Below are 26,940 nucleotides of genomic sequence, written 5' to 3'. Positions count from 1 at the left end.
GAACCAGGTCGGCTACTAGGCCGCCTCGGGGCGGACGTTGATCTCGGGCGCCCCGTTAACCACGCTGGCCGAACGCAGGCATTGATCCGTGGGCATCCCGGCATGGATGCCGGGATAGCCGCGCTGGGCCATGGACGGCCCTTCGCGGCGGCCCACGGAGCAATGCCGGAGTGAGGGCATGCCGAGCCTAAACGAGGCACCGAGTGGTGGGGCAAGCCTTTTTTGCTTACTTTTTTTGGCGTTTGAAAAAAAGTGAGCCGCCGTAAGGGCGGAACCCTAAGTAGCCGTTACCGCAGAAATGGATATGTACTCAATCAAACCGCCATCGCGAGCAGGCTCGCTCCCACAATTTGGATCGGATTATAAAACCTTACAACCGCCCCGCCGGCGCATAAGGCACAGGGTCAATCACCGGCTCACGCCCCAACATCAAATCCGTAAACAACCGACACGAAGCCGGCGCCAACACCAAGCCATTGCGATAATGCCCACAGTTCAGCCAAAGCCCTGCAATCCCCGGCACCTCGCCGATATAGGGAATACCTTCAGGCGACCCAGGCCGCAGCCCAGCCCAATGCCCCACCACCTCGGCACCCGCCAACGCCGGAATCAGCTGCTGCGCCGAAGCCTTCAGGCTCTCCAAAGCAACCTCAGTCGGCGTCTTGTCGAAACCTTCACGCTCCAGCGTACTGCCCACCAGGATATGCCCATCACGCCGCGGAATGGCGTAACGCCCCTTGGCCAAAACCATGCTCGACAGAAAATCCGACGCGCACTTGTACAAAATCATCTGGCCCTTGACCGGCTCGACCGGCAACTTCAAGCCCAAGGTCTTGAGCAACTCGCCACTCCAGGCACCGGCGGCCAGAACCACCTCATCGCCACGAATTTCACCGACAAAACTGTGCACGCCCACCACACGCCCACCGTCGCGAATGAACCCGCTGACTTCGCACTGCTCATGCAGCGTGACGTTCGGCATCGCCAGCAACGCAGCCTTGAGGGACTTTACCAATCGGGGATTACGCACGTTGGCCACGTCAGCCATGTAGATCGCCCGGGAAAAACCCGCGCCCAGCACCGGCACCGCATCATGAACCGCAGAGATATCCACAGCCCGTAGCGGGCGCCCTTCCCGCTTGGCCCAGGCCAGCGCTTCGTCCTGGTCGTCCAGATCCAGCCAATACAACCCGGTCACATGCACTTGCGGATCGATTCCGGTAGCGGCGAACAAACGCTCGCCCAGCTGTGGATAAAAATCCTGCGACCAATGGGCCAGCGCCGTGACCGCCGGGCTATAGCGCCAGGGGTACAACGGCGAAACGATGCCACCGCCGGCCCAGGACGATTCCTGGCCGACACTGGAACGGTCCAGCAGCACCACACGTTGCCCTTCGGACGCCAGATTGAACGCCGTCAGCAGGCCGATGACTCCGCCACCGACAATCACCACTTGCTGTTGCCTGGTCATGTTCTGATTCGACTCACAAACAAAGGGCGCATAAAGCGCGCCCGGATAAAAGAAACTCAGCGCCCCCAACAATCCTTGGCAGTCACCCCAGTAGCATTTTCCACGCTGCGTACGCCGGTATTGGTGATTTTGAAGTCACCGCATTTGTCCGTCGCCATGGACGAGCCGCTCTTGCGCACAGCGGTCAGGGTGAAGCTCTGGTCCGTTGGTACCAAGTTAATGGTGTAGAAATCGTTGCCGCTGCTCAGACCAGTCGCATCGGTGTAGCGGTTGTTCTTCGAATAGTAGCGCTCAAGAATTTGCGCCTGCTCCGACAAAAGCCCGGCAATCTCGGCCCGTCGCCCCTTCTTCATATACTCGGTCAGGCTCGGATAGCCGACGGTGATCAGGATACCGATGATCGCGATCACGATCATGATTTCGATCAAGGTGAAACCCCGGTTGGATCTGCGCATGCCTTGCTCCCTCATTGTATCTGCCGCCACATGATACGGCGGCTGCCGCCGACGGTTTTGCCCAGCAGGTCGGTGATACCACCACCGGAGTCGTTGACGATCATATTGGTGGCCCCGTTGGCGCTGACGACGGCGCTCAGTGTCGGGATGCCGCCCGTGAACACCACGCCAGCGGAAATGGTATCGAGGCTGGTGAGCGAACCATCGTTGTTGGTATCGAGTACCGCATAGTTGAGCATCTTACCGTTGAACGCATCCAATTCGATCAGTTTGCCAGTGCCGAAGCTGGCGCAAGGGTCAGTGGTGTCCACGGCGGCCGTGGTAAAGACCACACGCCCGAGCACGAGGCTGGCCGGGTTGATGACCCGCTCCCCGGTCAGCACATTGTTGTACACCAAGGGCAGGTACCAGCCCTTTTGCGCAGGATACGTCACGTCGCTCTGGCTGGTGGTGACGAACTGCCCGGTGCTGCCGGAAAACACCCCGGTGATCGACTGGGCCTGCAGGCTCGACACGGTAATTTGCCCCGCGCCGCCCGTGGCGTCCCAGATCGAATAGAACGCCTGCAAATCCTTGTTGAGCTTGTCGGCCGCTTCGTTGAACTTGCCGGTGCCAAAAAACACCTGGGTGCCGCCTTGGGGATTGTCTGCCAGCAGGGGCTGCACAGTGATCGGCTGGGTCGCGCCGCCGGGTGCGGTGAACAACGGTTGCCCAGCAAACGCCAGGCCCCACGCCGTGGGTGAAGTGCCGCTGAGGTCGAACTTCCACATCCGTCCCTTCAAGTCACCACCGTACGCGGTCTGCACTATATTCTGCGAGTTGACCCGCAGCTTGACCGACGACAGGCCGTTATCAGTTTCGCTGCTGTTGATGACGATTTTGCGGATCAGCGAACCATCGCGGATATCCACCACGTACAACGCCGCCACACCCGTATTGCTGCCGTAGCCATTGGCGATGAACGCCGCCCAACGACCGTCCGCCAGCCGCGCGACTTCAGGGCGCGCGTAGGCATAGCCCAAGTCATTGAAGGCATTGGCCGTGTTGGCGACGGTTGGCGCACTGATTTGCCACAACGCCCGATACGCATTGCCGGCCGCCGCATCGAACAGCTGGACCCCATAGAACACCTTGCCCCCGGCCCCGGTGCCACCCACGGCCACGGTCTTCCAGGCGCTCCCCGACTGCACGTCGAATACACCGATCTGTCCATCCACGAGGAATTTGTGGCTCACGCCGTTGATGTAGTTGATGTCGGCAATGTCCTGCAACGAGGGCAGCACGTTCGAAGGCATGTAGGCGTAACGCCGCGTGCCGTTTGCGCTGTTGATGACACTGAAGAAACCATCGTTGCCATTCACCACCAGGCTGGTGCTCATGTTCGTCGCCTTGGTCGCCAGGTAGGTGCTGTAGCTGGTGTCGTTGAGCAGGTCCGCAGCGGTCTGGTCATTGGGCGATGCCAGCACCAACGGCGAATTGATGATGTCGCCCAATAATGCGCTGCGCACCTTCAGGCCAGTCTTGTTGACGCCCTTGCTCCACTCCACCAAGTCATTGCCGGTGATCCCCGTGGGCAGGTTCTGGCTGAGGCTGGTTTGCTGGGCCGGCGAAAAATTAGCGTAGGCCAGGGTCACCGGCACGTTGGTCGCCGTGTTCCAGGATTGATAGATCGGTGCCGTGGCGCCGGGCACGATGGCGGTGTCGGTGGTCCATTGCACCGCTGCCGTGTTGACCGTGCCCGCCGACGTGAAGCCGAACGCACGGATAGTTCCGCGCCAGTCCTTGGGGTCATAAGTGGTCTGGTAGTAACTGGAGGTGCTCGACAATGTGGCGGCGTTAGTGGTGCCGCCGCCCCCGGAGCCCGCTTTGGAAGTGATATCACTCAGGGCTGACGACAGCGCCGAATTCAGGCCTTCGCTGTCGCTCGCCGGATAATACTTGCCCGCCCCGTAACGGGCGGCGTCGGACAACATCTGGTTGGTGACGGCAAATCCTACGGTATAGGTATTGAGGTACTGCCGAGGAAAATCCACGCTGTTCCAGCTCTTGCCGGTGGCGTCGGTGCCGGTGGAGCGCATGTCGATGTCGAAGGCGAACTTGGCGATGTCGTCCAGGTAAAGCGTGTCGCCTTCGCTATCGCCGCTGGGATTGTTGCCATCGTTGCTGCTGATGCCATCCCAGTTCGGCAGGCGGGACAGGCCCAGCGGGTCGTTGCTGGGAAACGTTCGATCATAGGTGGGCAAACCATCGGTGATCACAACGCCGAAGTTCTTCTGGCAACGGTACTGGATCGGGCTGGTGTAGGTGGCGGGCGTTCCATTGTAAAAAGGCGCCATGCCCCTGAAATAGCGGGTGACTTCGTAATAGCTCTCGGCCAATGGCGTATTCGCGACGGCGCCCAACCCATTGATGGCGTTGATCAGGGCGCTGTAGTTACTGTTGGCCTGGGTCTGGGTCACGCTGCCACTGACCGGCGACAGGTCGCTAACAGCACGGGCAATGTAGCCCCCAGGGCCGTTGTTGCTGAAGCTGGGTGGGTTGAAGGTGGCGAGACCGATGCGTAGTGCACGGTTGTTGGCGACCAGGTCGTTGGAGACATCCCGCGCGACGTTGATCCGATAATCCCTGGGAATGGTGCCCGTGGTGAAGTCCCGGCTCGAACCGTTGGCCAGGGTCACCAGATACGCCAGGTATTTAGCGGTGTAACGAGTATCGCCGTTCCCTACAGGGTCCGGCAGCCGTAGGCAGATCCGCCCAATACTGGGTCGATAGAAACCATACCAGCCAGACGAGCAGCCGCCACGCAACAGGCTCAACAGCAGGATGTTGGAGTCGTCCGGGTCCAGCTCATACCTATCGTTGCAGTTGTTACTGGCGCTGCACGCAAATGTGCGCGTTTGCGTTGCGGTCGGATCAAACCCCGCCGCCCAAATGATGTTGTTCATGCTCCCCGAATCATCGATCAGCAGCATCACGTTCGGCGTGACGGCGGCGGCACTCAGCAAGGGCGAATCCGAAGGCGTGAATGCATAGGCCGGCGCCGCCAGGTAAAGGCTCAGTACCGCGCCCCGCAACACCTGCCACCCTCTGCGAAGCGCCCTAATATTTCGCATAGATGCTCTCCACCACGCTGCGCTGGTTATTGCCCACCACCGCTACCGCCGTGATCCGGTACAGCGTTGCCGACGTATTGACCGGCACATTGACCGCCGTGAGTGTCGTGCCGATGTTCTGCACGCCATAAAACCCACCGGCGGCGGCAACCCAGAGTACTCCCGATCTTGAGTCGCGCCCCGCCACAGTCAGCGTCTTCGACTCGTCCGGTGGCGCGCACTGGGTCGCAGTGGTGCACATCGGCAATGAATACGTTTCGACCTGCACCGCGCTTTCCCCGACCCTCAGCGCCGCCTCGGCCATCTGGAAGGACTGGTTGCGTTGCATGACGCTGCTGGTCATTTTTTCCTGGAGGGTGGCGCTCTGCATCGACGACAACCCGATCAACGTCAGCAGCAACAGAAAAACCAGGCTGACCAACAAGGCCATGCCACGCTGGCGATGCACGTGCCCCATCGAAGTCGTCTCCTTCATAGCAGTCGGTTGCGCAACGCGGCAACGACATTGAAGGTCTGCTCGCGCACCGCATTCCTCGGATCAAAAAGCGTCAGGCTCAGGCGTACGCTGCGGATCAGCGCCGGGTCAGCCGGGTTGCTGGTGTAGCTCGAGGCCGCGATGTCCGTCGCGCTACCGGCCACGCCGAACATCACGTCGAACGCCCGCACGTTATCCACCAGCACGTACAGGGTCGGATTGCCGGTGCCGCTGCCCAGCATCAATTGGTTGTTATTGAAGCTGTAGACCAGTCGGCGAATCGGAAACGCTATCTGCCCCGCCGCCGGTAACCGCGCATTGGAATAGGCCGTCGCCGAGGTACGGCAATCTGAGACAACGGTCCAGGTTGGGGCGTTACCGCCACTGCCTATGTCGGCGGTGACCAGGGTCAACCTCCGGTTGGCGTTGTCCCAACGGATTGGCGTGGTCTGGCTGACAGCGAAACTGTTATCCGTTGAGGCATCGATGATGGTCGCCAAACAACCGAACATCCCCACCATGCGAATTTCCTGGACCATTTTGCTCAAGGCAAACCGTGCGTCCTCCTGCATCACCGCGGCGGCGCTCTGGCTGACGTAGGTATTCTTGGCGGCGATGAAGATCTGCACGACCCCCAGCACGACAATCAGGCTGAGCACTAGCGCGATCATCAATTCGATCAGGCCGAATCCCCGGCTACGCCTGTTCATGGCGGCGTCCCCGGCGGGTCGACAGCGACGCGGCTGGTCAGGACAAAGCTGCGTCGCGCCTCGGCGGCGTCGGTGGTGTTGGCGGCCCGGGCGTCGTCCCAGGAAATGGTGATGGTGTAGACCCGCTGGTTCAGCGCAACGGTGCCCGTGGCCGTGGCGCCGCCAAAGGCGACGATATTGGTCTGGAAATCATAAAGGTCCTGGTCGCGGGCCACGTTGAGGTTCGGCGAGCTGGGCGGCGTGATGGTGTAGTCGGCGGCGGAGTTGGCGCGAATGCGGTCCAGCAGGTCGTAGGCAATGAAGCTGGCCTGGCTGGTCATGCGCGAACTGTCGGTGTACTTGAGCGCATTGAGCTGGATCATCGCCGCCCCCAGCAAGCCGACGCCGAGAATCAGCACCGCCACCAGCACCTCGATCAGGGTCATGCCCCCCTGTCTCCTTTTACTGCAACCCTTCATCCGCAACTTCCACCCAATACGATTCTTCCATTGAGGCAAACACTCAGCGTCCTGCTCTGCGCCCCTCGGACATAATTGAAACTCACTGGCGTGGCCGGTGCCGATAGCCCGCCCAGATTGTTGAAATCAATGCTGGTCACGTCTGAGGTTAGCGTCAGAGTCGCGCCGCTGCTCATTGCTGGAACAACCCGCAATATATTGGGCGACGAGCCAGTACTGTCATACACCGTCAGTTGGCCACTCCAGACGTTGCCCTCGGCGGTGGGGCGAATACGCGTGGTGATACCACGGTCGATCGCCGTCATCCGGGCAAAGTTCAGCGCCCGGCGCAAGTCGTCGATCTCGGTGTCGGCCTTGGTGCTCTGCAGCGATCCGGTGAATGACGGCACCGCCATGGTGATCAGGATCAACAACACGCCAAGGGCCACCAGCACCTCGATCAGCGTGAAACCTTTTGTACGAAGATCCATCGGTGCCCTCCGTTGCCGTCGGCTATACCTGCTTGTACACGCTAGAACAAACCACCGCGGTGTGTGCAATCTGTGGCGTGGGGATTTATCCCCGCTGGGCTGCGTAGCAGCCCCAATGAAGCCGATCACTATCCGACCTGACATCCCGCGGAGGCTGATTCGGGGCTGCTGCGCAGCCCAGCGGGAGCAAGCTCCCTCGCCACGACGTGCTTTGCGCCACACACCGAGTTTTTTTGCACAATCGCGCCACTTCACACTCTCCAGGGAGGAGACATCATGTATCAGCAGGGCTTCAGCCTGATCGAACTGCTCATGGGACTGGCAATTGCCGCAATTGTTCTGTCGTGGGCCAGCGCGGGCTACAAAGAGCTGATCGAGTCCATCGAACGCGAGGATACCGCGCAGTTGCTGATCAGCGGGCTGCGCAGCGCGCGCAGCGAAGCCATCATGCGTAACCGGACGGTCGTGCTCAGGGGAATAGACAACGATTGGGGCCAGGGCTGGCGCATTACCCTGGACGACAAGGAGAAGACCGTGCTGATGGAGCGCCGCGCAAACGCCCGAGTGATGGGCAACGGGCCGGTAAAACGCAGGGTGAGGTTCGGCAGCCAGGGGGAAGCCCTGCACCCCAGCGGCGCATTCCAAGCCGGTACGCTGCATGTCTGCGCCAAACGCGGGCCGCTCAGCCATCATCAAGTGATATTGGCGCCCTCAGGCCGTGTTCGCCTGGAAAGCGTCAAAACCGAGCAGGCCCTGTGCGAGAAAGGGCTCAAAGCAAGGAGCGGACGCGCAGCTCTTTCGGCATCGAGAACGTGATGTTCTCCTCGCGACCGGACAGTTCATCGGCATCGGTTGCGCCCCAGGCCTGCAATTGCTGGATCACGCCGCGCACCAGGACTTCCGGCGCGGACGCACCGGCGGTGATGCCGATGCGCTCGACGCCCTCGAACCAACTGCGCTGCATGTCCTCGGCACCGTCGATCAGGTAGGCCGGTGTGGACATGCGCTCGGCCAACTCGCGCAAGCGGTTGGAGTTGGAGCTGTTCGGGCTGCCGACCACCAGCACCACATCGCATTCGTTGGCCAATTGCTTGACCGCATCCTGGCGGTTCTGGGTGGCGTAGCAGATGTCATCCTTGCGCGGGCCGCCGATGGCCGGGAAACGCGCACGCAGGGCGTCGATCACGCGGCTGGTGTCGTCCATGGACAGGGTCGTCTGGGTCACGAAAGCCAGGCTCTCGGGGTTGCGGACCTGCAAGGCCGCCACGTCTTCCTCGTCTTCGACCAGGTAGATCGCACCGCCGTTGCTGGCATCGTATTGGCCCATGGTGCCTTCGACTTCCGGGTGGCCTTCATGGCCGATCAGGATGCATTCACGACCGTCACGGCTGTAGCGGGCCACTTCGATGTGCACCTTGGTCACCAATGGGCACGTCGCGTCGAACACCTTCAGGCCACGGCCGGCAGCTTCGCTGCGCACGGCCTGGGAAACCCCGTGGGCGCTGAAGATCACGATGACGTCGTCCGGCACCTGGTCCAGTTCCTCGACGAAAATCGCCCCGCGGCTGCGCAGGTCTTCGACGACGAATTTATTGTGGACCACTTCGTGGCGCACGTAGATCGGCGGCCCGAAGACTTCCAGGGCGCGGTTGACGATTTCGATCGCCCGGTCCACACCGGCGCAGAAGCCACGGGGGTTGGCGAGTTTGATTTGCATGCTGTGCCTCGTGTCTGTGGGAGCGAGCCTGCTCGCGATGCGGTGGGTCAGTCAACTCGACGGTGGCTGTGACTCAGCCTTCGCGAGCAGGCTCGCTCCCACAGGTATTGTGGGAGCGGGAATTGCTGTTAAACCTTAAACCGCCTTCACTTCGAGGATTTCCACTTCGAAGTTCAAGGTCTTGCCCGCCAGCGGATGGTTGAAGTCCACAGTCACTTGGGCGTCATCAAAAGCCTTCACCACGCCCGGCAATTCGGTATTGGCCGCGTCGTTGAAGATCACCAGCAGGCCCTCGGACAGCTCCATGTCTTGGAATTGGGAGCGTGGCATGGTCTGCACGTTTTGCGGATTGGGCTGACCAAAGGCGTTTTCCGGTGGCACGACCACGGTGCGCTTGTCGCCGGCCTTGAACCCGAAGATCGCCGCTTCGAAGCCTGGCAACAGGTTGCCGTCGCCGACCTTGAACACCGCCGGGGCCTTGTCGAAGGTGCTGTCGACGGTGTCGCCGTTTTCCAGGTGCAGGGCGAAGTGAAGCTTCACTTCGGTGTTTTGAGCGATACGCTGCTCAGTCATGGACGGCTTCTCCGGTTTTCTTGCTCTTGAACATGTCCAGGGCGAGCATCACCGCGCCCACGCTGATGGCACTGTCGGCAAAGTTGAACGCCGGGAAATACCAGCGATTCTGCCAATGCACCAGGATGAAATCGATGACGTGGCCCAAGGCGACACGGTCATAGAGGTTGCCCAAGGCCCCACCGAGCACCAAGGCCAGCGCCACGGCCAACCAGGTCTCATTGCGCCCCAGGCGCTTGAGCCAGACCACCAGCACGGCGCTGACCACGATGGCGATCAGGGCGAACAACCAGCGCTGCCAGCCGGAGCTGTCGGCCAGGAAACTGAACGCCGCCCCGGTGTTGTAGGCCAGGGTCCAGCTGAAGTAATCGGGAATGATCACGATCTGCTGGTACATCGTCAGCGAGTTCTCGAAGTAGTACTTGCTGGCCTGGTCAATGACCAGGACCAGCACACTCAACCAGAGCCAGCCCAGCCGCCCGAAGCGGCCCGACACATTAGGCATAGTGACGAACCTCGCCAGCACCGCTGATGTTGTCCACGCAACGACCGCAGATTTCCGGATGCTCCGGGTTCACGCCGACGTCTTCGCGGCAGTGCCAGCAACGGGCGCACTTGGTGTGGTTCGACTTGACGATCTTCAGCTTCAGGCCGCTGACTTCAGTGGCCACCGCATCGGCCGGCGCCTGCACGAAAGGTGCAACGCTGGCGGTGGAGGTGATCAGCACGAAACGCAGCTCGTTGCCCAGCTTCGCCAGGTCGGCACCGAGGGCGTCTTCGGCATAAAGGGTCACTTCGGCCTGGAGGTTGCCGCCGACAGCCTTGGCCGCCCGCTGGATTTCCATTTCCTTGTTGACCGCAGCCTTGACTGCCATCACGCGATCCCAATACGCACGGTCCAGCTCGAAGCCTTGCGGCAGTTCGGTCAGGCCTTCGTACCAGGTATTGAGCATCACCGAGTCGTTGCGCTCGCCCGGCAAGTACTGCCACAGCTCGTCGGCGGTGAATGCCAGGATCGGTGCGATCCAGCGCACCAGGGCCTCGCTGATGTGGAACAGCGCGGTCTGGCACGAACGACGGGCCTTGCTGTTGGCGCCGGTGGTGTACTGGCGGTCCTTGATGATGTCGAGGTAGAAACCACCCAGCTCCTGCACGCAGAAGTTGTGGATCTTGGAATAGACGTTCCAGAAGCGGTATTCGCCGTAGTGCTCCTGCAATTCGCGTTGCAGCAACAGGGTACGGTCCACGGCCCAACGGTCCAGGGCGAGCATTTCTTCGGCCGGCAGCAGGTCGGTGGCCGGGTTGAAGCCGGTCAGGTTCGAAAGCAGGAAGCGCGCGGTGTTACGGATTCGCCGGTAGGCGTCCGCGCTGCGCTGCAGGATCTGCTCGGAAACGGCCATCTCGCCGGAATAGTCGGTGGACGCCACCCACAGGCGCATGATGTCGGCGCCCAGGGTGTCGTTGACCTTTTGCGGCGCGATCACGTTGCCCAGGGACTTGGACATCTTGCGGCCGGACTCATCGACAGTGAAGCCGTGGGTCAGCAACTCGCGGTACGGCGCGTGGTTGTCGATGGCACAACCGGTCAGCAAGGACGAGTGGAACCAGCCACGGTGTTGGTCCGAACCTTCCAGGTACAGGTCGGCGCGTGGGCCGGTCTCGTGGCCCATCGGGTGCGAACCGCGCAGCACGTGCCAGTGGGTGGTGCCGGAGTCGAACCAGACGTCCAGGGTGTCGCTGATCTTGTCGTACAGCGGCGCTTCGTCGCCCAGCAGTTCAGCGGCGTCGAGCTTGAACCAGGCTTCGATGCCTTCGGCTTCGACGCGCTTGGCCACGACTTCCATCAGTTCGACGGTGCGCGGGTGCAACTCGCCGCTTTCCTTGTTCAGGAAGAACGGGATCGGCACGCCCCAGTTGCGCTGGCGGGAGATGCACCAGTCCGGACGGTTGGCGATCATCGAGTGCAGGCGCGCCTGGCCCCAGGCCGGCACGAACTGGGTTTCCTCGATGGCCTTGAGCGAACGCTGGCGCAGGGTGTCACCGCTGGTGGGCTGCTTGTCCATGCCGATGAACCACTGCGCAGTGGCGCGGTAGATCAGCGGGGTCTTGTGGCGCCAGCAGTGCATGTAGCTGTGTTCGATGACGGTGGTGTGCAGCAGCGCGCCGACTTCGGTGAGCTTGTCGACGATGGCCGGGTTGGCTTTCCAGATGAACTGGCCGCCGAAGAACTCCAGCGACGGCGTGTACACGCCATTGCTCTGCACCGGGTTGAGGATGTCGTCGTTGACCATGCCGTATTTCTTGCAGGTCACGAAGTCGTCGACGCCATAGGCCGGCGCGGAGTGAACCACGCCAGTGCCCGCGCCCAACTCCACGTAGTCGGCCAGGTACACTGGCGACAGGCGGTCATAGAATGGATGGCGGAAATTGATCAGCTCCAGCGCCGCCCCCGGGGCGGTGGCGATCACCGAACCTTCGAGGTTGTAGCGGGCCAGGCAGGATTCGACCAGCTCTTCGGCCAGCACCAGCAGCTTGTCGCCGACGTCGACCAAGGCGTAGTTGAATTCCGGGTGGACGTTCAGCGCCTGGTTGGCCGGGATGGTCCACGGGGTGGTGGTCCAGATCACGATCGATGCGGGCTTGGCCAGCTTGCCCAGGCCGAACGCGGCGGCGAGCTTGTCTTCATCGGCGATCGGGAACGCGACGTCGATGGTCGAGGACTTCTTGTTTTCGTACTCGACTTCCGCCTCGGCCAGGGCCGAACCGCAATCGAAGCACCAGTTCACCGGCTTGAGGCCCTTGAACACGAAGCCGCCCTCGACGATTTTCGCCAGGGCACGGATTTCGCCGGCTTCGTTCTTGAAGTCCATGGTCTTGTACGGGTTGGCGAAGTCGCCCAGCACGCCAAGGCGGATGAATTCGGACTTCTGCCCTTCGATCTGCTCGGTGGCGTAGGCACGGCACAGCTCGCGGGTCTTGTCCGCGCCCAGGTTCTTGCCGTGGGTCACTTCGACCTTGTGCTCGATCGGCAGGCCATGACAGTCCCAGCCCGGGACATACGGCGCATCAAAACCCGACAGGGTCTTGGAGCGGATGATCATGTCCTTGAGAATCTTGTTCAGCGCGTGACCGATGTGGATGGTGCCGTTGGCGTACGGAGGGCCGTCGTGCAGGACGAACTTCGGACGATCCTTGCCAATTTCGCGCAACTTTCCGTACAGGCCAATGCTGTCCCAACGCTGCAGAATCTGTGGTTCGCGCTGAGGCAGGCCGGCCTTCATTGGGAAGGCGGTGTCCGGAAGGTTTAGCGTGGCTTTATAGTCGGTCATTTAAGGCTCTTCATTAGCGATTGGCGCTGGTTGCGACAAGGGCACGGGCGGCGGCGATATCTGCATGGATCGCCGTCTTGAGCGCCTCCAGGGAGGCAAAACGCTGCTCTTCACGCAGCTTATGGTGGAAAACCACCGTCAAACGCCGGTCATACAGATCGCCGGCAAAATCCAGAACATGTACTTCAAGGTGGGCCTTGCCATCGCCCTGGACCGTGGGTCGCACGCCGATGTTGGCGACGCCGGGCCAGGTCTTGCCGTCGATCTCGACACTCACCAGGAACACCCCGGTCAGCGGCACACGACGGCGCTTGAGCTGCACGTTGGCTGTCGGCGTGCCCAATTGGCGCGCCAGTTTCTGCCCGTGCAGGATCCGCCCGGCAATCCGGTACGGCCGGCCAAGCAAGCGCTCGGCCAATTCGAAGTCGGCCGCCGCCAAGGCATTGCGGACCTGGGTGCTGCTGACGCGCAAGCCATCCATCTCGACGGTCTGCGCCGCTTCGACGGTGAACCCTTGGGCGATACCGGCCTGCTGCAGATAATCGAAATCCCCGGACCGGTCGCAGCCGAAACGGAAATCATCGCCGACTTCCAAATGTTTCACATCGAGACCGTCCACCAGGATGGTCTCGACGAATTCGGCGGCGCTGAGCTTGCTCAGGCGCTGGTTGAAGGCCAGGCACAGGACCCGGTCGACGCCTTCGGCGGCCAGCAGTTGCAGCTTGTCCCGCAACCGGGCCAAACGGGCCGGGGCGGTGTCCGGGGCGAAAAACTCCCGGGGCTGCGGCTCGAAGATCACCACGCAGCTGGGCACGCCCAATTCCAGCGCACGCTCGCGCAGCCGCGCCAGGATAGCCTGGTGGCCACGGTGAACACCGTCAAAGTTGCCAATAGTGGCGACACAGCCCCGATGCTGGGGGCGCAGGTTGTGGAGGCCTCGAACCAGCTGCATAACGCGCTTCTTGCTCATAAAGTGGCCGATTATAACCACACCCGGCGGCCGACGACAGGCAACACCGCACCCCAAATTGATCGAACCGACAAAACCACTGCCCGCCCCGGGATTATCGAGGGCCCGCCCTCAGCTCAAGGCCTTGCGATTGAAGTCGCGCAGACGGAACCCCATCAGCAGCAACATGCCGAAATACGCCACCACGCCGGCAACCACCAACACACCCAGGCGCAGGAAACGCTCGAGCATCTGCCCCTCGCCCCAGGCCGGCATGAAATGCATCGCCCCCAGCAACACCGCCGACATCACCGCCACGGCCACCAGCAGCTTGAGGCCGAACTTGGCCCAGCCCGGTTGTGGCTGATACATCTTCTGCTTGCGCAACTGATAGAACAGCAGCCCGGCGTTCAGGCAAGCGCCGGCGCTGATCGCCAGGGCCAGGCCCGCGTGGGCCAATGGGCCGATGAGCAGCAGGTTGAACAGTTGCGTCATCACCAGGGTGAAAATGGCGATCTTCACCGGCGTGCGGATGTTCTGCTGGGCGTAGAACCCTGGGGCCAGCACCTTGATCACGATGATGCCGAGCAAACCCACCGAGTAAGCGATCAGTGCCCGCTGAGTCATCAAGGCATCAAAGGCACTGAATTGGCCGTACTGGAACAACGAGACGGTCAACGGTTCGGCGAGGATCCCCAGCGCCAGGGCACACGGCAGCACCAGCACGAAACACAGGCGCAGGCCCCAATCGAGAATCCGCGAATATTCGTGGCGGTCCTGGCTGGCGTAGGTCTTGGCCAGGGTTGGCAGCAGGATTGTGCCCAGGGCAACGCCCAACACGCCGGAGGGTAATTCCATCAGACGATCGGCGTAGTACATCCACGACACCGAGCCGGCCACCAGGAACGAGGCAAAGATGGTGTTGATGATCAGGGAAATCTGGCTCACCGACACCCCGAGGATCGCCGGCAACATCTGCTTCATCACCCGCCACACGCCGCTGTCGCGCAGGTTCAGCCGCGGCAGGACCAGCATGCCGATCTTTTTCAGGTGCGGCAGTTGATACAGCAGTTGCGCCAGGCCGCCGACCAGTACCGCCCAGCCGAGGGCCATTACCGGCGGATCGAAGTAAGGCGTCAGGAACACCGCGAACACGATCATGCTGACGTTGAGCAGGGTCGGCACAAAGGCCGGCACGGAAAAGCGGTTCCAGGTATTGAGGATCGCCCCGGCCAGGGACGACAGGGAAATCAGCAATATATAAGGAAAGGTCACCCGCAGCAGGTCAGCGGTGAGTTGGAATTTTTCCGGGGTATCGGTAAAGCCCGGCGCCGTGGCCCAGATTACCCAGGGCGCGGCGAGCATGCCGGCGGCCGTGACCAGCGCCAGCACCAAGGTCAGCAGGCCGGTGACGTAGGCAATGAATGTGCGAGTCGCCTCGTCGCCTTTCTGGCTTTTATATTCCGCCAGGATCGGCACGAAAGCCTGGGAGAACGCGCCTTCGGCGAAGATCCGTCGCAACAGGTTGGGCAACTTGAAGGCGATGAAGAAGGCGTCCGTGGCCATCCCGGCGCCGAATATCCGTGCGATCAACGTATCGCGAACGAACCCCAGGACGCGGGAAAGCATCGTGATAGAGCTGACGGCGGCCAACGATTTGAGCAGATTCATGAAAAGAGTTTTTGCCTGTCGATAAACAGCAGGCGAACAACGCGCCCACTTGTGCGATACTCCGCGCCGCTAAACAGTGCAGAGCCAAAGCCCGCGAGTTTACAGGTCGCACGCCGGAAAGAAATCCTTCGGTGCGCAGCACCTGCCATTCAGCGGAACGCGTCACCCGCCCTTGACAAGACTTCAACTCATCGGCATGATTCGCGGCCTATTTTGTTTGCTATTTCCCAAAAAGTCTTTCGAGGAGCTCGACGGTGGCCAACACACCTTCCGCCAAAAAACGTGCAAAACAGGCTGAGAAGCGTCGCAGCCACAACGCCAGCCTGCGTTCCATGGTCCGTACCTACATCAAGAACGTAGTCAAGGCCATCGACGCAAAAGACGCTGAAAAAGCTCAAGCTGCTTACGTTCTGGCTGTGCCAGTTATCGACCGCATGGCCGATAAAGGCATCATCCACAAGAACAAGGCTGCTCGCCATAAGAGCCGCCTGAATGGCCACGTAAAGGCCCTGAACGTTGCCGCTGCTGCCTAAGCGACACGCTCATTAAAAAACCGACCTCAGGGTCGGTTTTTTATTGCCTGCGATTTAACCCCCCCCCCCCAACTAGACCACCGACCCCTGTGGGAGCGAGCCCGCTCGCGATAGCGGTGGGTCAGTTAGCACTGATATTGGCTGTGCAGCCGCCTTCGCGAGCAAGCCCGCTCCCACAACCTGGATCTGCGGCGACGCTCAATCCTGCAAACCCCAGCAGAAACCCTACTCGCCGAAATTAAAAACCACCGGCTTGGGCGGAGGGCAGCCTCCCGGCGGTGGAAAGTTCTGTACGCCCGCCTCATCGTAGCCGGTGTAACACCCCACTATCTTGTCGTCCTTGAAGGTCATGCGGCGCTCGACCACACCCGTCGGGTAGTAATAGACCGTCTCGCCTTCGCGCTTGGCGTACGAATAGTCCTTGTATTCGCGCCCATAGACCGTTATCAGCCGGAACCCCTGCCGGGCCTCGGAGGACTTCAACTGACCGCTGGGGTAGTACTCCTTGCGAGTCACACGATCATCAGGCCCCAGCAACACCTCCCGCACATTGCGCCCATCCTGGGTATAGCGGGCACTCTGCTCGTTACCGAACAGGTAGTCACTCTCGGAATCGAAGTGGCCGTTATTGAATGCTCCGCGCTGCTTGCCGCACAACTTGATGCGGGTGTACTTCCCATCCGGCACATGGCAATAGTTGCGGTCCGCGATCAACACCCCATTCGCGTCGAATGACTGCACATTGCCAATGGGCTCATCCTTTTCGTACGTTGCCACCGTATCGGGCTGGCCATTGGGGTGATAGAGACGAAAGGCGCCCTCTCGCGAACCGTAACGCCAGGAGATATCCGACAGCAGCACGGCACCGTCATCCGTGTAGGTCAGCGCCCGCCCTTCGATCTGTCCATTGGCGTAGTGGGCCGAATAGGTGAGCTTGCCATTCGCCGCATAGATCTCTTTCAACCCATCCAATACACCCGCCCGGTAGTGCTCGACCCGCCGCAACACCCCCGCGGCATCCACTTCTCGCAACTCGCCGTGCATCTTGTCGGCGGCAAAGTCCACGGTCCGGACGCCACCACCCTCCACCTTCAATGTCCAACGGCCCTCGCGGACACCTTGCACGTAACGCCCTTCCCCCCACGGCATGATCCAATCCCCGTGCTGCATCCCCGCCACGAAGTCGCCGCGCTGGACCACCTCGCCATGACGCACACGCTCGGAAGGCCCGTCAAAATCGCCGTGCTTGTAAGTATCGAAGCCAGACATCGGCCCCTCATCGTCCTGCCCCTCGATCGTCCAGCGCCCCTCATAGAAATCATCGACGATCATACCCTTGGAAACCATGCCGCCATCACGGACGACCCACGCCCCCTGGCGCGATCCATTCGCATAGGCGCCCGTGGACGCGTAGCCCGACTCATCGAACTCCGTCCACTTGCCCTCTCTCTTGCCCTGGGCATACGAACCCAGCGCCCAGAGCCGCCCATTACCCATGAACGCCCACACCCCATCCTCGGAACCCTGGTACACCTCTGGACGGGTTTCCCAAGCCATCCTGCTGACACGATAGGCAGAACCCACATCCTCGTCCTGAGGCGGCACCCGCTCATACGTCAGCGTGAGCCAGCGCCCCTCGCGCTGCTCGAAGGTCTTTTTGTAGGTATCACGATGAGGGTCCTCCGCCGGCTGCCCCGCTGAGGCCGGAACACCGTCGACACCAAAGTAGCCCACCAGCGTGCCAGCCGCAGGCTCCACGGTGTCGAACTCGGCGATACCAGTCCTGGGCCACACAGCGCTGTAATCGTAGGGTGGCAACTTGCCCAGCTCTTTCTGGACCAGCGCGGCATTGAGGACTTTGCGATTGGCGGCGATACGATCCAGCACCGGCTGAAGCGTCTCAAGCCGGCGATACATGCCGGTGGACGGCACGAATCGATAACCGTGAAGGGCGTACTGCCCCTTTGCCCGAGTCAGCACCACCAACGTCTGGAGATCACTGTCGAGGCTGGCGTAGAACACCGACTCGACACTCGCATCGCCATACCGGTCGAGCACTTGCGGGACGCCATCCGGTGAATCACACAGGCATGAGTAGCCGACGACACCCTCCGCTTCGCGGATAAACGCCAGCGTCGCCCCACTCTCCTGGGAGCTTTTTATCAGGGGATGGGCCAGGGGCTTGGCGCTATAAAACGGCTCCGCCAGGGCTCCGACGGAAACAGAACAACTCAATACAAACAGCAGCAAAAACGCACGCATACGAATCCCTTCGCGCCAAAAGCACCACGACATCCATGGACATTAAAAAAGCGAGCCGACTGGCTTAATGCCCGCCAGTTAAGCGAAATAAAGCCAGGCAATCATCCTGTGGCGAGGGAGCTTGCTCCCGCTGGGCTGCGCAGCAGCCCCAAAACAGGGCCGCTTCGCGACCCAGCGGGAGCAAGCTCCCTCGCCACGGTTTATGTGTTTCCTCGTCACATCCACTTAACTGATCGGCATTAGCCGACTGGCTCGCTCGTCAGTCGCGGCTTAACGCCAAGGCAAGATCGGAATGGCGGTCACCGCATTTTGCGGACTGCCTTCGATCACCCGGTCGCTGTAGACCAGGTACACCAAGGTATTGCGCTTCTTATCGAGGAACCGCACCACTTGCATGGTCTTGAACACCAGCGAAGTGCGTTCGCGGAACACCTCTTCGCCATCCTTGAGCTCACCCTTGAAGCTGATGGGCCCGACCTGGCGACAGGCGATGGACGCCTCGGCGCGATCCTCGGCCAGGCCCAGGCCGCCTTTTACACCGCCGGTCTTGGCTCGCGACAGGTAACAGGTCACGCCATCCACCTTAGGGTCGTCGAACGCCTCGACCACAATCCGGTCGTTCGGCCCGACGAACTTGAACACCGTCGACACCTGGCCGATTTCCTCGGCCGAAGCCAGCAGCGGCACAGCCAGCAGCAAGCCGATCAATCCTTTTGCCAAACCCATGATTTTTCCTTAGACGAGGATCAGGTTGTCACGGTGAACCAGTTCAGGCTCCGCCATATAACCCAACAGACCGACAATCGCATCAGACGACTGACCGATGATTTTCTGCGCTTCCAGCGCGCTGTAGTTAGCCAGGCCGCGAGCGATCTCACGACCGTCCGGCGCCACGCAAACGACCATTTCGCCCCGGCGGAAACTGCCCTGGACCAGCTTCACGCCCACCGGCAGCAGGCTCTTGTTGCCCTGGGACAGGGCCGATACGGCACCGGCGTCGAGCACCAGGGTGCCACGGGTTTGCAGGTGCCCGGCCAGCCACTGCTTGCGCGCCGCCAGCATGCCGCGCTCCGGGGAGAGCAAGGTGCCAATGCGCTCGCCCGACTTCAGACGATCCAGCACCCGCTCCAGCCGACCACCAACAATGATGGTGTGGGCGCCGGAGCGCGCCGCCAGACGCGCCGCACGCAGCTTGGTCTGCATACCGCCACGACCCAGCGCACCGCCCGTGCCGCCCGCCACCGCATCCAGCGCCGGGTCGTCGGCACGGGCTTCGTAGATCAGTTTGGCATCGGGGTTGTTGCGCGGATCGGCATCGAACATGCCGTCGCGATCCGTGAGGATCACCAGCAGGTCCGCCTCCACCAGGTTCGCCACCAGCGCGGCCAGGGTGTCGTTATCGCCGAAACGGATCTCGTCGGTGACCACCGTGTCGTTCTCGTTGATCACCGGGATGACTTTCAGCTCCACCAGCGCCCGCAAGGTACTGCGGGCATTGAGGTAGCGCTTGCGGTCGGACAGGTCGTCATGGGTCAGCAGGATCTGCGCCGTGTGGCGGCCATGCTCGGCAAAGCTCGACTCCCAGGCCTGCACCAGGCCCATCTGGCCGATGGCGGCGGCAGCCTGCAGCTCATGCATCGCGCTGGGTCGCGACGTCCAGCCCAGGCGGCTCATACCGGCAGCCACCGCCCCGGAAGAGACCAATACCAGCTCGACGCCAGCCTCATGCAAGGCCACCATCTGCTCGACCCACACCGCCATCGCCTGGCGATCCAGGCCTTTGCCATCCGCTGTCAGCAGTGCACTGCCGATCTTCACGACCCAGCGCTGCGCACCCGTCACCTTGCTCCGCATCATCTTCAACCTTTGCCAGCGAACGGCGCGACCCAGCGCCGCCCATGGGATTATTCGTATTTGCGTTTTACAGATACCAAAACGCCGCTCGAATGAGCGGCGCCTTGGAAACCGGCTGGCAGCGATGATAACACCGCACTGGACCAGTTAAACCTGCCCCATGCCAGCCACCTGAGAATCCCTGTGGGGGGGCGAGCTTGTGGGAGCAAAGCTTGCTCGCGATGACGCCGTCACATCCAACACCTTTGCTGGCTGTAAAATCGCTATCGCGAGCAAGCTTTGCTCCCACGGATTCGCTCCCACAGGTTTTGACCTCTAGCAGCTTGCATCAGCACACGATCAGTCGCGGACGTAGATGATTTCCGGACCGTCCTCGTCATCCACATCTTCTTCGTCCCAATCGTCGTCACCGATGTCATGGACCGACTTGACGCCACTGCGGCGCAGGGCACGCTGGTCGTCCAGCGCCTGCAACTGGGCACGGGCCTCGTCTTCGATGCGCTGGTCGAGCTCGGCCAGCTCTTCCTTGTAGGCCGGGTCGTTGGCCAGGCGGTCGGCACGATCTTCCAGGTACCGCATGATGTCGTGGCACAGGCGCTCGGTGTTTTCCTTGGCGATGGCCGAAATCACGTAGACCGGGCCTTCCCACTCCAGGCGATCGACGATTTCCTTGACCCGCTCCTCATGCTCTTCTTCAAGGATCTGGTCACACTTGTTCAGCACCAGCCAACGGTCGCGCTCGGCCAAGGCCGGGCTGAACTTGGTCAGCTCGTTGACGATGACTTCGGCAGCATCGGCAGCACTGGTTTCATCCAGCGGCGCCATGTCGACGAGGTGCAGCAACAGACGGGTACGGGACAAGTGCTTGAGGAACCGAATCCCCAGGCCGGCGCCCTCGGAAGCGCCTTCGATCAACCCCGGAATGTCGGCGATCACGAAGCTCTTCCAGCGGTCGACACTGACCACGCCCAGGTTCGGCACCAGGGTGGTGAACGGGTAATCGGCCACTTTCGGCTTGGCCGCGGACACCGAGCGAATGAAGGTACTTTTACCGGCGTTCGGCAGGCCCAGCAGGCCCACGTCGGCCAGCACCTTCATTTCCAGCTTCAGGTCACGCTGCTCGCCCGGCTTGCCTGGCGTAGTCTGGCGCGGCGCACGGTTGGTACTGGATTTGAAACGGGTGTTGCCCAGGCCGTGCCAACCGCCATGGGCGACCAGCAGACGCTGGCCGGCCTTGGTCAGGTCGCCGATCACTTCCTGGGTGGCCGAATCGATCACCGTGGTGCCAACCGGCACACGCAGGATCAGGTCTTCGCCCTTCTTGCCGGTGCAGTCGGTGCTGCCGCCGTTGGAGCCACGCTCGGCATCGAAGTGCCGGGTGTAACGGTAGTCCACCAGGGTGTTGAGGTTTTCGTCGGCGAGCATGTAGATCGAGCCGCCATCACCCCCGTCACCGCCGTTCGGGCCACCGTTTTCAATGAACTTTTCCCGACGGAAACTCATGCAACCATTGCCGCCGTCGCCGGCCTTCACTCGAATCGATACTTCATCAACAAACTTCATGACACACGCCTCTCGCCATACGGACGAGCCAAAAAAACAAGACATAAGACTCTTGCAAAAATGAGCGCAGCGACCCGATGAAACGCCCCAACCGCAGCGCCGACAGTCCATACAAACAGCTTTGCAAGAGACTCACCCCACAAACGAAAAAGCCCCGTCGCAAGACAGGGCTTTTCCAGCGATCTCGCAATTAAGCTGCGACAACGCTCACGTAACGGCGGTTGAACGCGCCCTTTACTTCGAACTTGATCACGCCTTCGATTTTCGCGAAGAGGGTGTGATCCTTACCCATGCCAACACCGTAACCGGCGTGGAATTGGGTGCCGCGCTGACGCACGATGATGTTGCCCGGAATGATTTTCTGGCCGCCATACATCTTCACGCCAAGGCGTTTGGCTTCTGAGTCGCGACCGTTACGGGTACTACCACCAGCTTTTTTGTGTGCCATGAGTTCAATTCTCCAAGTGAGGAATTAGGCTGAAATTAAGCCTGAATACCGGTGATTTTGATCTCGGTGTACCACTGGCGGTGGCCCATACGCTTCATGTGGTGCTTACGGCGACGGAACTTGATGATGCGGACTTTATCGTGACGACCTTGGGAGATCACTTCAGCCACAACGGTAGCGCCAGCAACGACTGGAGCGCCGATATTCACGTCATCGCCATTGGCGACCAACAGAACGCGATCAAAAGTCACGGATTCGCCGGTAGCGATTTCCAGTTTTTCGATCTTCAGGTATTCACCTGGGGCGACCTTGTATTGCTTGCCACCAGTAACAATTACTGCGTACGACATGGTATTTCTCCGATAATCCTGCTCACCCAGCGCTTTATAAGAAGAGGTATTGGCTGGCATGGCTGCATGGGCTGGAAGGCCCAAATGCAATTGCGTAAGGCAGGTGCTGCCCAGGAAGTTCAGGGTGCGCGATTGTACGCAAGGCAACGGAGCCTTGCAAGTAGCCGTCCATCGCGCCTTGACACCTGCGGACGTGGGTCCTAGCATGCCGCGCAACCCTTCTGGAGCGCCTGTCGCTGATGCAACCCCAAGCTTTCTACCGCGCAGTGGCGGACGATTTTAGTGCCGTCGACGGCATCATCAAGAAGCAGCTGACTTCCCGAGTGCCGCTGGTATCGAAAATCGGCGACTACATCACTTCGGCCGGCGGTAAACGCCTACGTCCTTTATTGGTGCTGCTGTGCGGCAAGGCCCTGGGTCGCGAAGGCGACGACATGCGCCTGCTGGCCGCCACCATCGAATTCCTGCACACCGCGACCCTGCTGCACGACGACGTGGTCGACATGTCCGGCATGCGCCGTGGCCGTTCGACCGCCAACGCCATGTGGGGCAACGCCCCGAGCGTGCTGGTAGGTGACTTCCTGTATTCACGCTCGTTCGAAATGATGGTCGAGCTGGGCTCGATGCCGGTGATGAAAATCCTGTCCCAGGCCACGCGCATCATCGCCGAAGGCGAAGTGCTGCAACTGTCCAAGGTGCGCGATGCCAGCACCACCGAAGAAACCTACATGGAAGTCATCCGCGGCAAGACCGCGATGCTCTTCGAAGCCTCGACCCACAGCGCCGCTGCCCTGGCCGGTGCCAGCGCCGAGCAAAGCGAAGCGCTGCGCACCTTCGGCGATCACCTGGGCGTGGCCTTCCAGCTAGTGGACGACCTGCTCGACTATAAGGGCGACGCCGAAACCCTGGGCAAGAACGTCGGTGACGACTTGGCCGAAGGCAAGCCGACCCTGCCGCTGATCTACACCATGCGCGAGGGCACGCCGGAGCAGGCGGCGCTGGTCCGCCAGGCGATCCAGAAAGGCGGGATCGAAGACCTGGAAAGCATCCGTGCCGCAGTCGAAGCCTCCGGCTCGCTGGAGTACACCGCGAAACTGGCCCGGGACTACGTTGCCCGCGCGATCAGATGCCTCGATGCCCTGCCGGCCAGCGAATACCGCGATGCGCTGGTGGAGCTGAGCGAGTTTGCGGTCGCCCGTACGCACTGACACACAGGGCTTTTTGTGGGAGCAAGGCTTGTGTGGGAGCAAGGCTTGCCCGCGATACCGGCGACTCGGTTTCTGAGGATCGCATCGCCCCATCGCGGGCAAGCCTTGCTCCCACAAATCCTCCTCACCACGAAGCGCCGCCACCCTCCTCGTAACAAAACCCTATATAATGTGCGCCCTTTTGCCCTCCTGATACCCAAGGAACCTTAGTGAGCACGTTGCCTCCCTGCCCGAAATGCAATTCCGAATACACCTACGAAGACGGCACCCAACTGGTCTGCCCGGAGTGTGCCCACGAATGGTCCGCCAGCGGCGAAGTTGAAGCGGCGTCGGACGACACCGTGAAGAAAGATTCGGTCGGCAACGTCCTGCAGGACGGCGACACCATCACCGTGATCAAGGACCTCAAAGTCAAGGGCACCTCGCTGGTGGTCAAGGTCGGCACCAAGGTCAAGAACATCCGCCTGTGCGACGGCGACCACGACATCGACTGCAAGATCGACGGCATCGGCCCGATGAAACTCAAATCCGAGTTCGTCAGAAAAGTCTGATCCTGCTGTATTCCATCCCATGCCCCGCGCGTGGGATGGAGCTTCGCCCTCCCCCGCTTCAGCCCTATTTCCCGGGTGTTAGCCAAGTGCCAGCCGTCTTGAGCTACCACAACCCATCGTCAGAAAAAAAATCGCAACGCCAATAGAGACTTGCTATTTAGCGAATAAGAATTATTCTCATCGAACCCATCAAGGAGATGAGAACCATGACTTATTTGATCGATGCCTGGCTGGACCGCCCACATCCCTACCTCAGGATCCTGCATCGGGAAACCGGGGAAGTCTGTGCGGTGCTTGAAGAAGAAGCCTTGAACGAGCTGCAGGACCAGGGGGATCTGGACCTCAACAGCCTCAATTCCAGTGAGCCGTTGGTGCTCAAGGAGCTGGTGCGCAATCTGTTCCTGTTCTGCTATGCCCGGGCGTTGCGCCCTACGGGTGATTTCAGCGGCAGGTTCCACGGATGAAGCAGCAAACCCTGTGTGGGAGCGGGCTTGCTCGCGAAAGCAGTGTGTCAGTTAACGAAAAAGTCGACTGACAACCCGCATTCGCGAGCAAGCCCGCTCCCACATGTATTTACCCGGCGCTAGGCCAGGCAAAGTCTTACAGTACGTCCAACAACTCGACGTCGAACACCAGCACGCTGTGCGGTGGAATGCTGCCAACGCCTTGAGCGCCGTAAGCCAGTTCGCTCGGCACGTACAGGCGCCATTTGCTGCCGGCGTTCATCAGTTGCAGCGCTTCGGTCCAGCCTGGGATCACGCCGCCTACCGGGAATTCAGCAGGCTGGCCGCGATCGTAGGAGCTGTCGAACACGGTGCCGTCGATCAGGGTGCCGTGGTAGTGGGTACGCACCTGGTCTTCACGGGTCGGCTTGGCGCCTTCACCCTGGGTCAGCACTTCGAATTGCAGGCCGGAAGCCAGGGTGGTGATGCCTTCACGCTTGGCGTTTTCCGCCAGGAACGCGCGGCCTTCGCCAGCAGCGGCTTCAGCCTTGGCGGCTGCTTCGGCTTGCATGATTTCACGAATGACCTTGAAGCTGGCGGACATCTCGTCCTGGCCCACACGGCTTGGCTTGCCGGCGAACGCGTCGGTCAGGCCGGCCAGGATCGCGTCCAGGCTCACGCCCGGTGGCGGGTTGTCGCGCAGTTGGTCGCCCAACTGACGGCCAATGCCGTAGCTGACGCGGGTTTCGTCGGTGGACAGGTTAACTTCGGACATGATGCTGCTCCGCTGTGCGGACGGCTCGAGAGTTGCCGTGTGTGCCACAGCGCCTCCCGGAGCGCCCGGAACCAAAAGGGCGAGCAGACTAGCACAGATGCCACCACGGGTGACGAGCCCCCTGCGTCAAAGCAAACCGCCAGAAACGACAACGCCCGCCTGCAATTCTACAGACGGGCGTTGCGCCAGCGCGGTGAACGGACCTCAGTGTTTGGTCAGTTTGTCCAGGTAACCCATGGCAAACGCCGAGACCACGAAAGTCATGTGGATGATCACGTACCACATCAGGTGCTCGGGATCGACGTTCTTGGCGTCCATGAAAATGCGCAGCAGGTGGATGGAGGAAATGGCCACGATCGAGGCGGCGACTTTCATCTTCAGCGACGAAGAGTCCATGGTGCCCAGCCAGTTGAGCTTTTCCTTGTCGTCGGCGATATCCAGCTGCGAAACGAAGTTCTCGTAGCCGGAAATCATCACCATCACCAGCAGGCCGCCCACCAGCGCCATGTCGATCAACGACAACAGCACCAGGATCAGGTCGGACTCGGCCATGGAAAACACGTTGGGGATGACGTGAAAGACTTCCTGGAAGAATTTCAGCGCCAGGGCCAGCAAGCCCAGGGACAGCCCGAAGTAGATCGGCGCCAGCAGCCAACGGGAGGCGTACATTGCGTTTTCGATAAAGCGTTCCATTGAATCTCACACCAGGGCTGAAAAATCGCGGCGAGTATATCAGCCACGACCGGCCCCACAAATGCCGGGACCGTCCCTGATCCCCGCTCTCGTGTCAAAACTTCACTGCTAATGCTCGCGCGGCGTCGGCCTTCAATGCAGCGGACGAAACTCGAAGCCGCCGACGTTGCGACAACGACCTCCATTGATTTCACGCAGTTGGGCCTGCATGTGCAAGGACCAGATCTGCGGATCGTCGGCCAGCTCATAACCGTGCAAGGTCAAGCTTTGCACAATGGTATCGAGGATGGATTCGGCGGCAGTCGGGCCGGGGAATGGCCCTTGGGCCTTGATGGCGGAGGGTTGTTCGCCCGCCATTCCGGCGGCGAAGAGCAAGGTCCACATACCGGTATCTCCCGCCAGCGGGCGGATGGCGCATTCGATACGGGTGACAAGGCCCAGGCATTGACGAGTGAGGCAAAGGTTGCGCGACATGGCGGCGCCCCTCGGTAGATCCGGTATTCAGTCTCGGGAGGAGGCTGTTTCGATCCAATGATGACTCTCGTTATCCTTGAGCTGAGGATAGAAGAAAAGTTCCGGTCTCACGGGGTTTCGAGACCAGAATGCGCCGAGCGGTCATAGTGTGAATATTGACGCCAGTTCTGTGACTATTACTGGTTTTTGTGGCGAGGGAGCTTGCTTCCGCTGGGCTGCGCAGCAGCCCCCCCCCACTGTTTGGGTGGGTCGCCCTCCCCCCTGCGCAGACGCCCCCCCCCCACCAACTTCTTAACCCCGCAATCTCCCCTAACCCGCCTTGTCTCCCCCTACGCCCTCCTCGTCCGCTCCTTTTTTTCCTCCCCTTTTTTGTCTCTGTTTGTTGTTCTCCCCTC

At 61.0% G+C, this 26,940-nt stretch carries 28 protein-coding genes; 5 read left to right on the top strand and 23 right to left on the bottom strand.

The annotated features are described in order from the left end of the window. Window positions 1-15: 15 nt before the first annotated feature. The 8 genes from J3361_RS27990 to J3361_RS27955 all read right to left on the bottom strand — a co-directional run bounded on the left by J3361_RS27990 (window position 16) and on the right by J3361_RS27955 (window position 7,152). Window positions 16-180 carry a hypothetical protein gene (locus J3361_RS27990; protein ID WP_207967261.1) on the bottom strand — a complete coding sequence of 55 codons (165 nt, stop codon included), beginning with the start codon at window positions 178-180 and terminating at the stop codon, window positions 16-18. Window positions 181-370: 190 nt separating this feature from the next. After that, window positions 371-1,471, bottom strand: a complete 1,101-nt coding sequence (gene thiO / locus J3361_RS27985; protein ID WP_207967260.1) for a glycine oxidase ThiO — start codon at window positions 1,469-1,471, stop codon at window positions 371-373. Window positions 1,472-1,527: 56 nt separating this feature from the next. Then, window positions 1,528-1,926, bottom strand: a complete 399-nt coding sequence (locus tag J3361_RS27980; RefSeq protein WP_207967259.1) for a type IV pilin protein — start codon at window positions 1,924-1,926, stop codon at window positions 1,528-1,530. A gap of 11 nt (window positions 1,927-1,937) precedes the next feature. Beyond that, window positions 1,938-5,039 carry a PilC/PilY family type IV pilus protein gene (locus J3361_RS27975; protein ID WP_207967258.1) on the bottom strand — a complete coding sequence of 1,034 codons (3,102 nt, stop codon included), beginning with the start codon at window positions 5,037-5,039 and terminating at the stop codon, window positions 1,938-1,940. Further along, a complete protein-coding gene (locus J3361_RS27970) occupies window positions 5,026-5,496 on the bottom strand; it encodes a PilX N-terminal domain-containing pilus assembly protein (RefSeq protein WP_186709848.1) in 471 nt (156 codons plus the stop codon). Before J3361_RS27970 ends, J3361_RS27975 begins: the two co-directional genes overlap by 14 nt. Window positions 5,497-5,510: 14 nt before the next feature. Beyond that, window positions 5,511-6,224, bottom strand: a complete 714-nt coding sequence (locus J3361_RS27965; RefSeq protein WP_207967257.1) for a prepilin-type N-terminal cleavage/methylation domain-containing protein — start codon at window positions 6,222-6,224, stop codon at window positions 5,511-5,513. Further along, window positions 6,221-6,682: a type IV pilus modification protein PilV gene (gene pilV, locus J3361_RS27960; protein WP_207967256.1), complete on the bottom strand. Its 462-nt coding sequence runs from the start codon at window positions 6,680-6,682 to the stop codon at window positions 6,221-6,223. Before pilV ends, J3361_RS27965 begins: the two co-directional genes overlap by 4 nt. Beyond that, the gene (locus tag J3361_RS27955; protein WP_207967255.1) at window positions 6,679-7,152 is read right to left on the bottom strand and encodes a GspH/FimT family pseudopilin; all 474 of its coding nucleotides are present in this window, start codon (window positions 7,150-7,152) and stop codon (window positions 6,679-6,681) included. Before J3361_RS27955 ends, pilV begins: the two co-directional genes overlap by 4 nt. A gap of 276 nt (window positions 7,153-7,428) precedes the next feature. On the opposite strand from J3361_RS27955, the gene J3361_RS27950 reads away from it, so the two are divergent. Next, the gene (locus J3361_RS27950) at window positions 7,429-7,968 is read left to right on the top strand and encodes a GspH/FimT family pseudopilin (protein WP_207967254.1); all 540 of its coding nucleotides are present in this window, start codon (window positions 7,429-7,431) and stop codon (window positions 7,966-7,968) included. Here the strand turns inward: J3361_RS27950 and ispH are convergent. From ispH to murJ, 6 genes are all read right to left on the bottom strand, one after another. After that, entirely contained in the window at window positions 7,922-8,869 is a 948-nt protein-coding gene (gene ispH / locus J3361_RS27945; protein ID WP_207967253.1) for a 4-hydroxy-3-methylbut-2-enyl diphosphate reductase, read from the bottom strand. The genes J3361_RS27950 and ispH overlap by 47 nt on opposite strands. 135 nt (window positions 8,870-9,004) lie before the next feature. After that, window positions 9,005-9,442 carry an FKBP-type peptidyl-prolyl cis-trans isomerase gene (fkpB, locus tag J3361_RS27940; protein WP_030140281.1) on the bottom strand — a complete coding sequence of 146 codons (438 nt, stop codon included), beginning with the start codon at window positions 9,440-9,442 and terminating at the stop codon, window positions 9,005-9,007. Continuing rightward, window positions 9,435-9,947, bottom strand: a complete 513-nt coding sequence (gene lspA / locus J3361_RS27935) for a signal peptidase II (RefSeq protein WP_207967252.1) — start codon at window positions 9,945-9,947, stop codon at window positions 9,435-9,437. Before lspA ends, fkpB begins: the two co-directional genes overlap by 8 nt. Then, a complete protein-coding gene (ileS, locus tag J3361_RS27930; protein ID WP_207967251.1) occupies window positions 9,940-12,771 on the bottom strand; it encodes an isoleucine--tRNA ligase in 2,832 nt (943 codons plus the stop codon). The genes lspA and ileS overlap by 8 nt, the downstream gene beginning before the upstream one ends. 13 nt (window positions 12,772-12,784) lie before the next feature. After that, window positions 12,785-13,723, bottom strand: a complete 939-nt coding sequence (ribF, locus tag J3361_RS27925) for a bifunctional riboflavin kinase/FAD synthetase (RefSeq protein ID WP_186709827.1) — start codon at window positions 13,721-13,723, stop codon at window positions 12,785-12,787. Between the two features lie 129 nt (window positions 13,724-13,852). Next, entirely contained in the window at window positions 13,853-15,391 is a 1,539-nt protein-coding gene (murJ, locus tag J3361_RS27920) for a murein biosynthesis integral membrane protein MurJ (protein WP_207967250.1), read from the bottom strand. 254 nt (window positions 15,392-15,645) lie between these two features. Here murJ and rpsT point away from each other — a divergent pair, with 254 nt between their 5' ends. Continuing rightward, window positions 15,646-15,924, top strand: a complete 279-nt coding sequence (gene rpsT / locus J3361_RS27915; RefSeq protein ID WP_003185593.1) for a 30S ribosomal protein S20 — start codon at window positions 15,646-15,648, stop codon at window positions 15,922-15,924. 225 nt (window positions 15,925-16,149) lie between these two features. Here the strand turns inward: rpsT and J3361_RS27910 are convergent, their stop codons facing one another. From J3361_RS27910 to rplU, 6 genes are all read right to left on the bottom strand, one after another. Next, window positions 16,150-18,186, bottom strand: a complete 2,037-nt coding sequence (locus tag J3361_RS27910) for a hypothetical protein (RefSeq protein ID WP_207967249.1) — start codon at window positions 18,184-18,186, stop codon at window positions 16,150-16,152. 270 nt (window positions 18,187-18,456) lie between these two features. Next, the gene (locus J3361_RS27905) at window positions 18,457-18,912 is read right to left on the bottom strand and encodes a CreA family protein (protein ID WP_003205733.1); all 456 of its coding nucleotides are present in this window, start codon (window positions 18,910-18,912) and stop codon (window positions 18,457-18,459) included. A 9-nt stretch (window positions 18,913-18,921) separates the two neighbouring features. Next, complete coding sequence (proB, locus tag J3361_RS27900; protein ID WP_030140287.1) at window positions 18,922-20,040, bottom strand: glutamate 5-kinase; 1,119 nt, start codon at window positions 20,038-20,040, stop codon at window positions 18,922-18,924. A 339-nt stretch (window positions 20,041-20,379) separates the two neighbouring features. Further along, window positions 20,380-21,603 (bottom strand): Obg family GTPase CgtA, encoded by a 1,224-nt coding sequence (cgtA, locus tag J3361_RS27895; RefSeq protein ID WP_039593902.1) that lies wholly within the window; start codon window positions 21,601-21,603, stop codon window positions 20,380-20,382. A 190-nt stretch (window positions 21,604-21,793) separates the two neighbouring features. Continuing rightward, window positions 21,794-22,051 (bottom strand): 50S ribosomal protein L27, encoded by a 258-nt coding sequence (rpmA, locus tag J3361_RS27890; RefSeq protein ID WP_003176049.1) that lies wholly within the window; start codon window positions 22,049-22,051, stop codon window positions 21,794-21,796. 35 nt (window positions 22,052-22,086) lie between these two features. Continuing rightward, the gene (gene rplU, locus J3361_RS27885; protein ID WP_003176051.1) at window positions 22,087-22,401 is read right to left on the bottom strand and encodes a 50S ribosomal protein L21; all 315 of its coding nucleotides are present in this window, start codon (window positions 22,399-22,401) and stop codon (window positions 22,087-22,089) included. A 239-nt stretch (window positions 22,402-22,640) separates the two neighbouring features. Here rplU and J3361_RS27880 point away from each other — a divergent pair, with 239 nt between their 5' ends. From J3361_RS27880 to J3361_RS27870, 3 genes are all read left to right on the top strand, one after another. After that, the gene (locus J3361_RS27880; RefSeq protein WP_207967248.1) at window positions 22,641-23,609 is read left to right on the top strand and encodes a polyprenyl synthetase family protein; all 969 of its coding nucleotides are present in this window, start codon (window positions 22,641-22,643) and stop codon (window positions 23,607-23,609) included. Window positions 23,610-23,818: 209 nt separating this feature from the next. Continuing rightward, window positions 23,819-24,160 (top strand): zinc ribbon domain-containing protein YjdM, encoded by a 342-nt coding sequence (locus J3361_RS27875; RefSeq protein ID WP_139649853.1) that lies wholly within the window; start codon window positions 23,819-23,821, stop codon window positions 24,158-24,160. Between the two features lie 206 nt (window positions 24,161-24,366). Next, on the top strand, window positions 24,367-24,624 hold the full coding sequence (locus J3361_RS27870; protein ID WP_003205743.1) for a hypothetical protein: 258 nt from the start codon (window positions 24,367-24,369) through the stop codon (window positions 24,622-24,624). Between the two features lie 136 nt (window positions 24,625-24,760). On the opposite strand, the gene J3361_RS27865 is transcribed toward J3361_RS27870, so the two are convergent. From J3361_RS27865 to J3361_RS27855, 3 genes are all read right to left on the bottom strand, one after another. Next, window positions 24,761-25,378, bottom strand: coding sequence for an FKBP-type peptidyl-prolyl cis-trans isomerase (locus J3361_RS27865; RefSeq protein WP_003205746.1), 618 nt, complete (start codon window positions 25,376-25,378; stop codon window positions 24,761-24,763). A 204-nt stretch (window positions 25,379-25,582) separates the two neighbouring features. Then, entirely contained in the window at window positions 25,583-26,071 is a 489-nt protein-coding gene (locus J3361_RS27860; protein WP_014340287.1) for a TIGR00645 family protein, read from the bottom strand. A gap of 132 nt (window positions 26,072-26,203) precedes the next feature. Next, window positions 26,204-26,545, bottom strand: a complete 342-nt coding sequence (locus tag J3361_RS27855) for a hypothetical protein (protein ID WP_013694243.1) — start codon at window positions 26,543-26,545, stop codon at window positions 26,204-26,206. Window positions 26,546-26,940: the final 395 nt, after the last annotated feature.

The sequence above is a fragment of the Pseudomonas sp. OA65 genome (assembly GCF_017498305.1).
Lineage (GTDB): Bacteria > Pseudomonadota > Gammaproteobacteria > Pseudomonadales > Pseudomonadaceae > Aquipseudomonas > Aquipseudomonas zanjanensis.
This window is presented reverse-complemented; position numbering and strand designations above follow the sequence as displayed.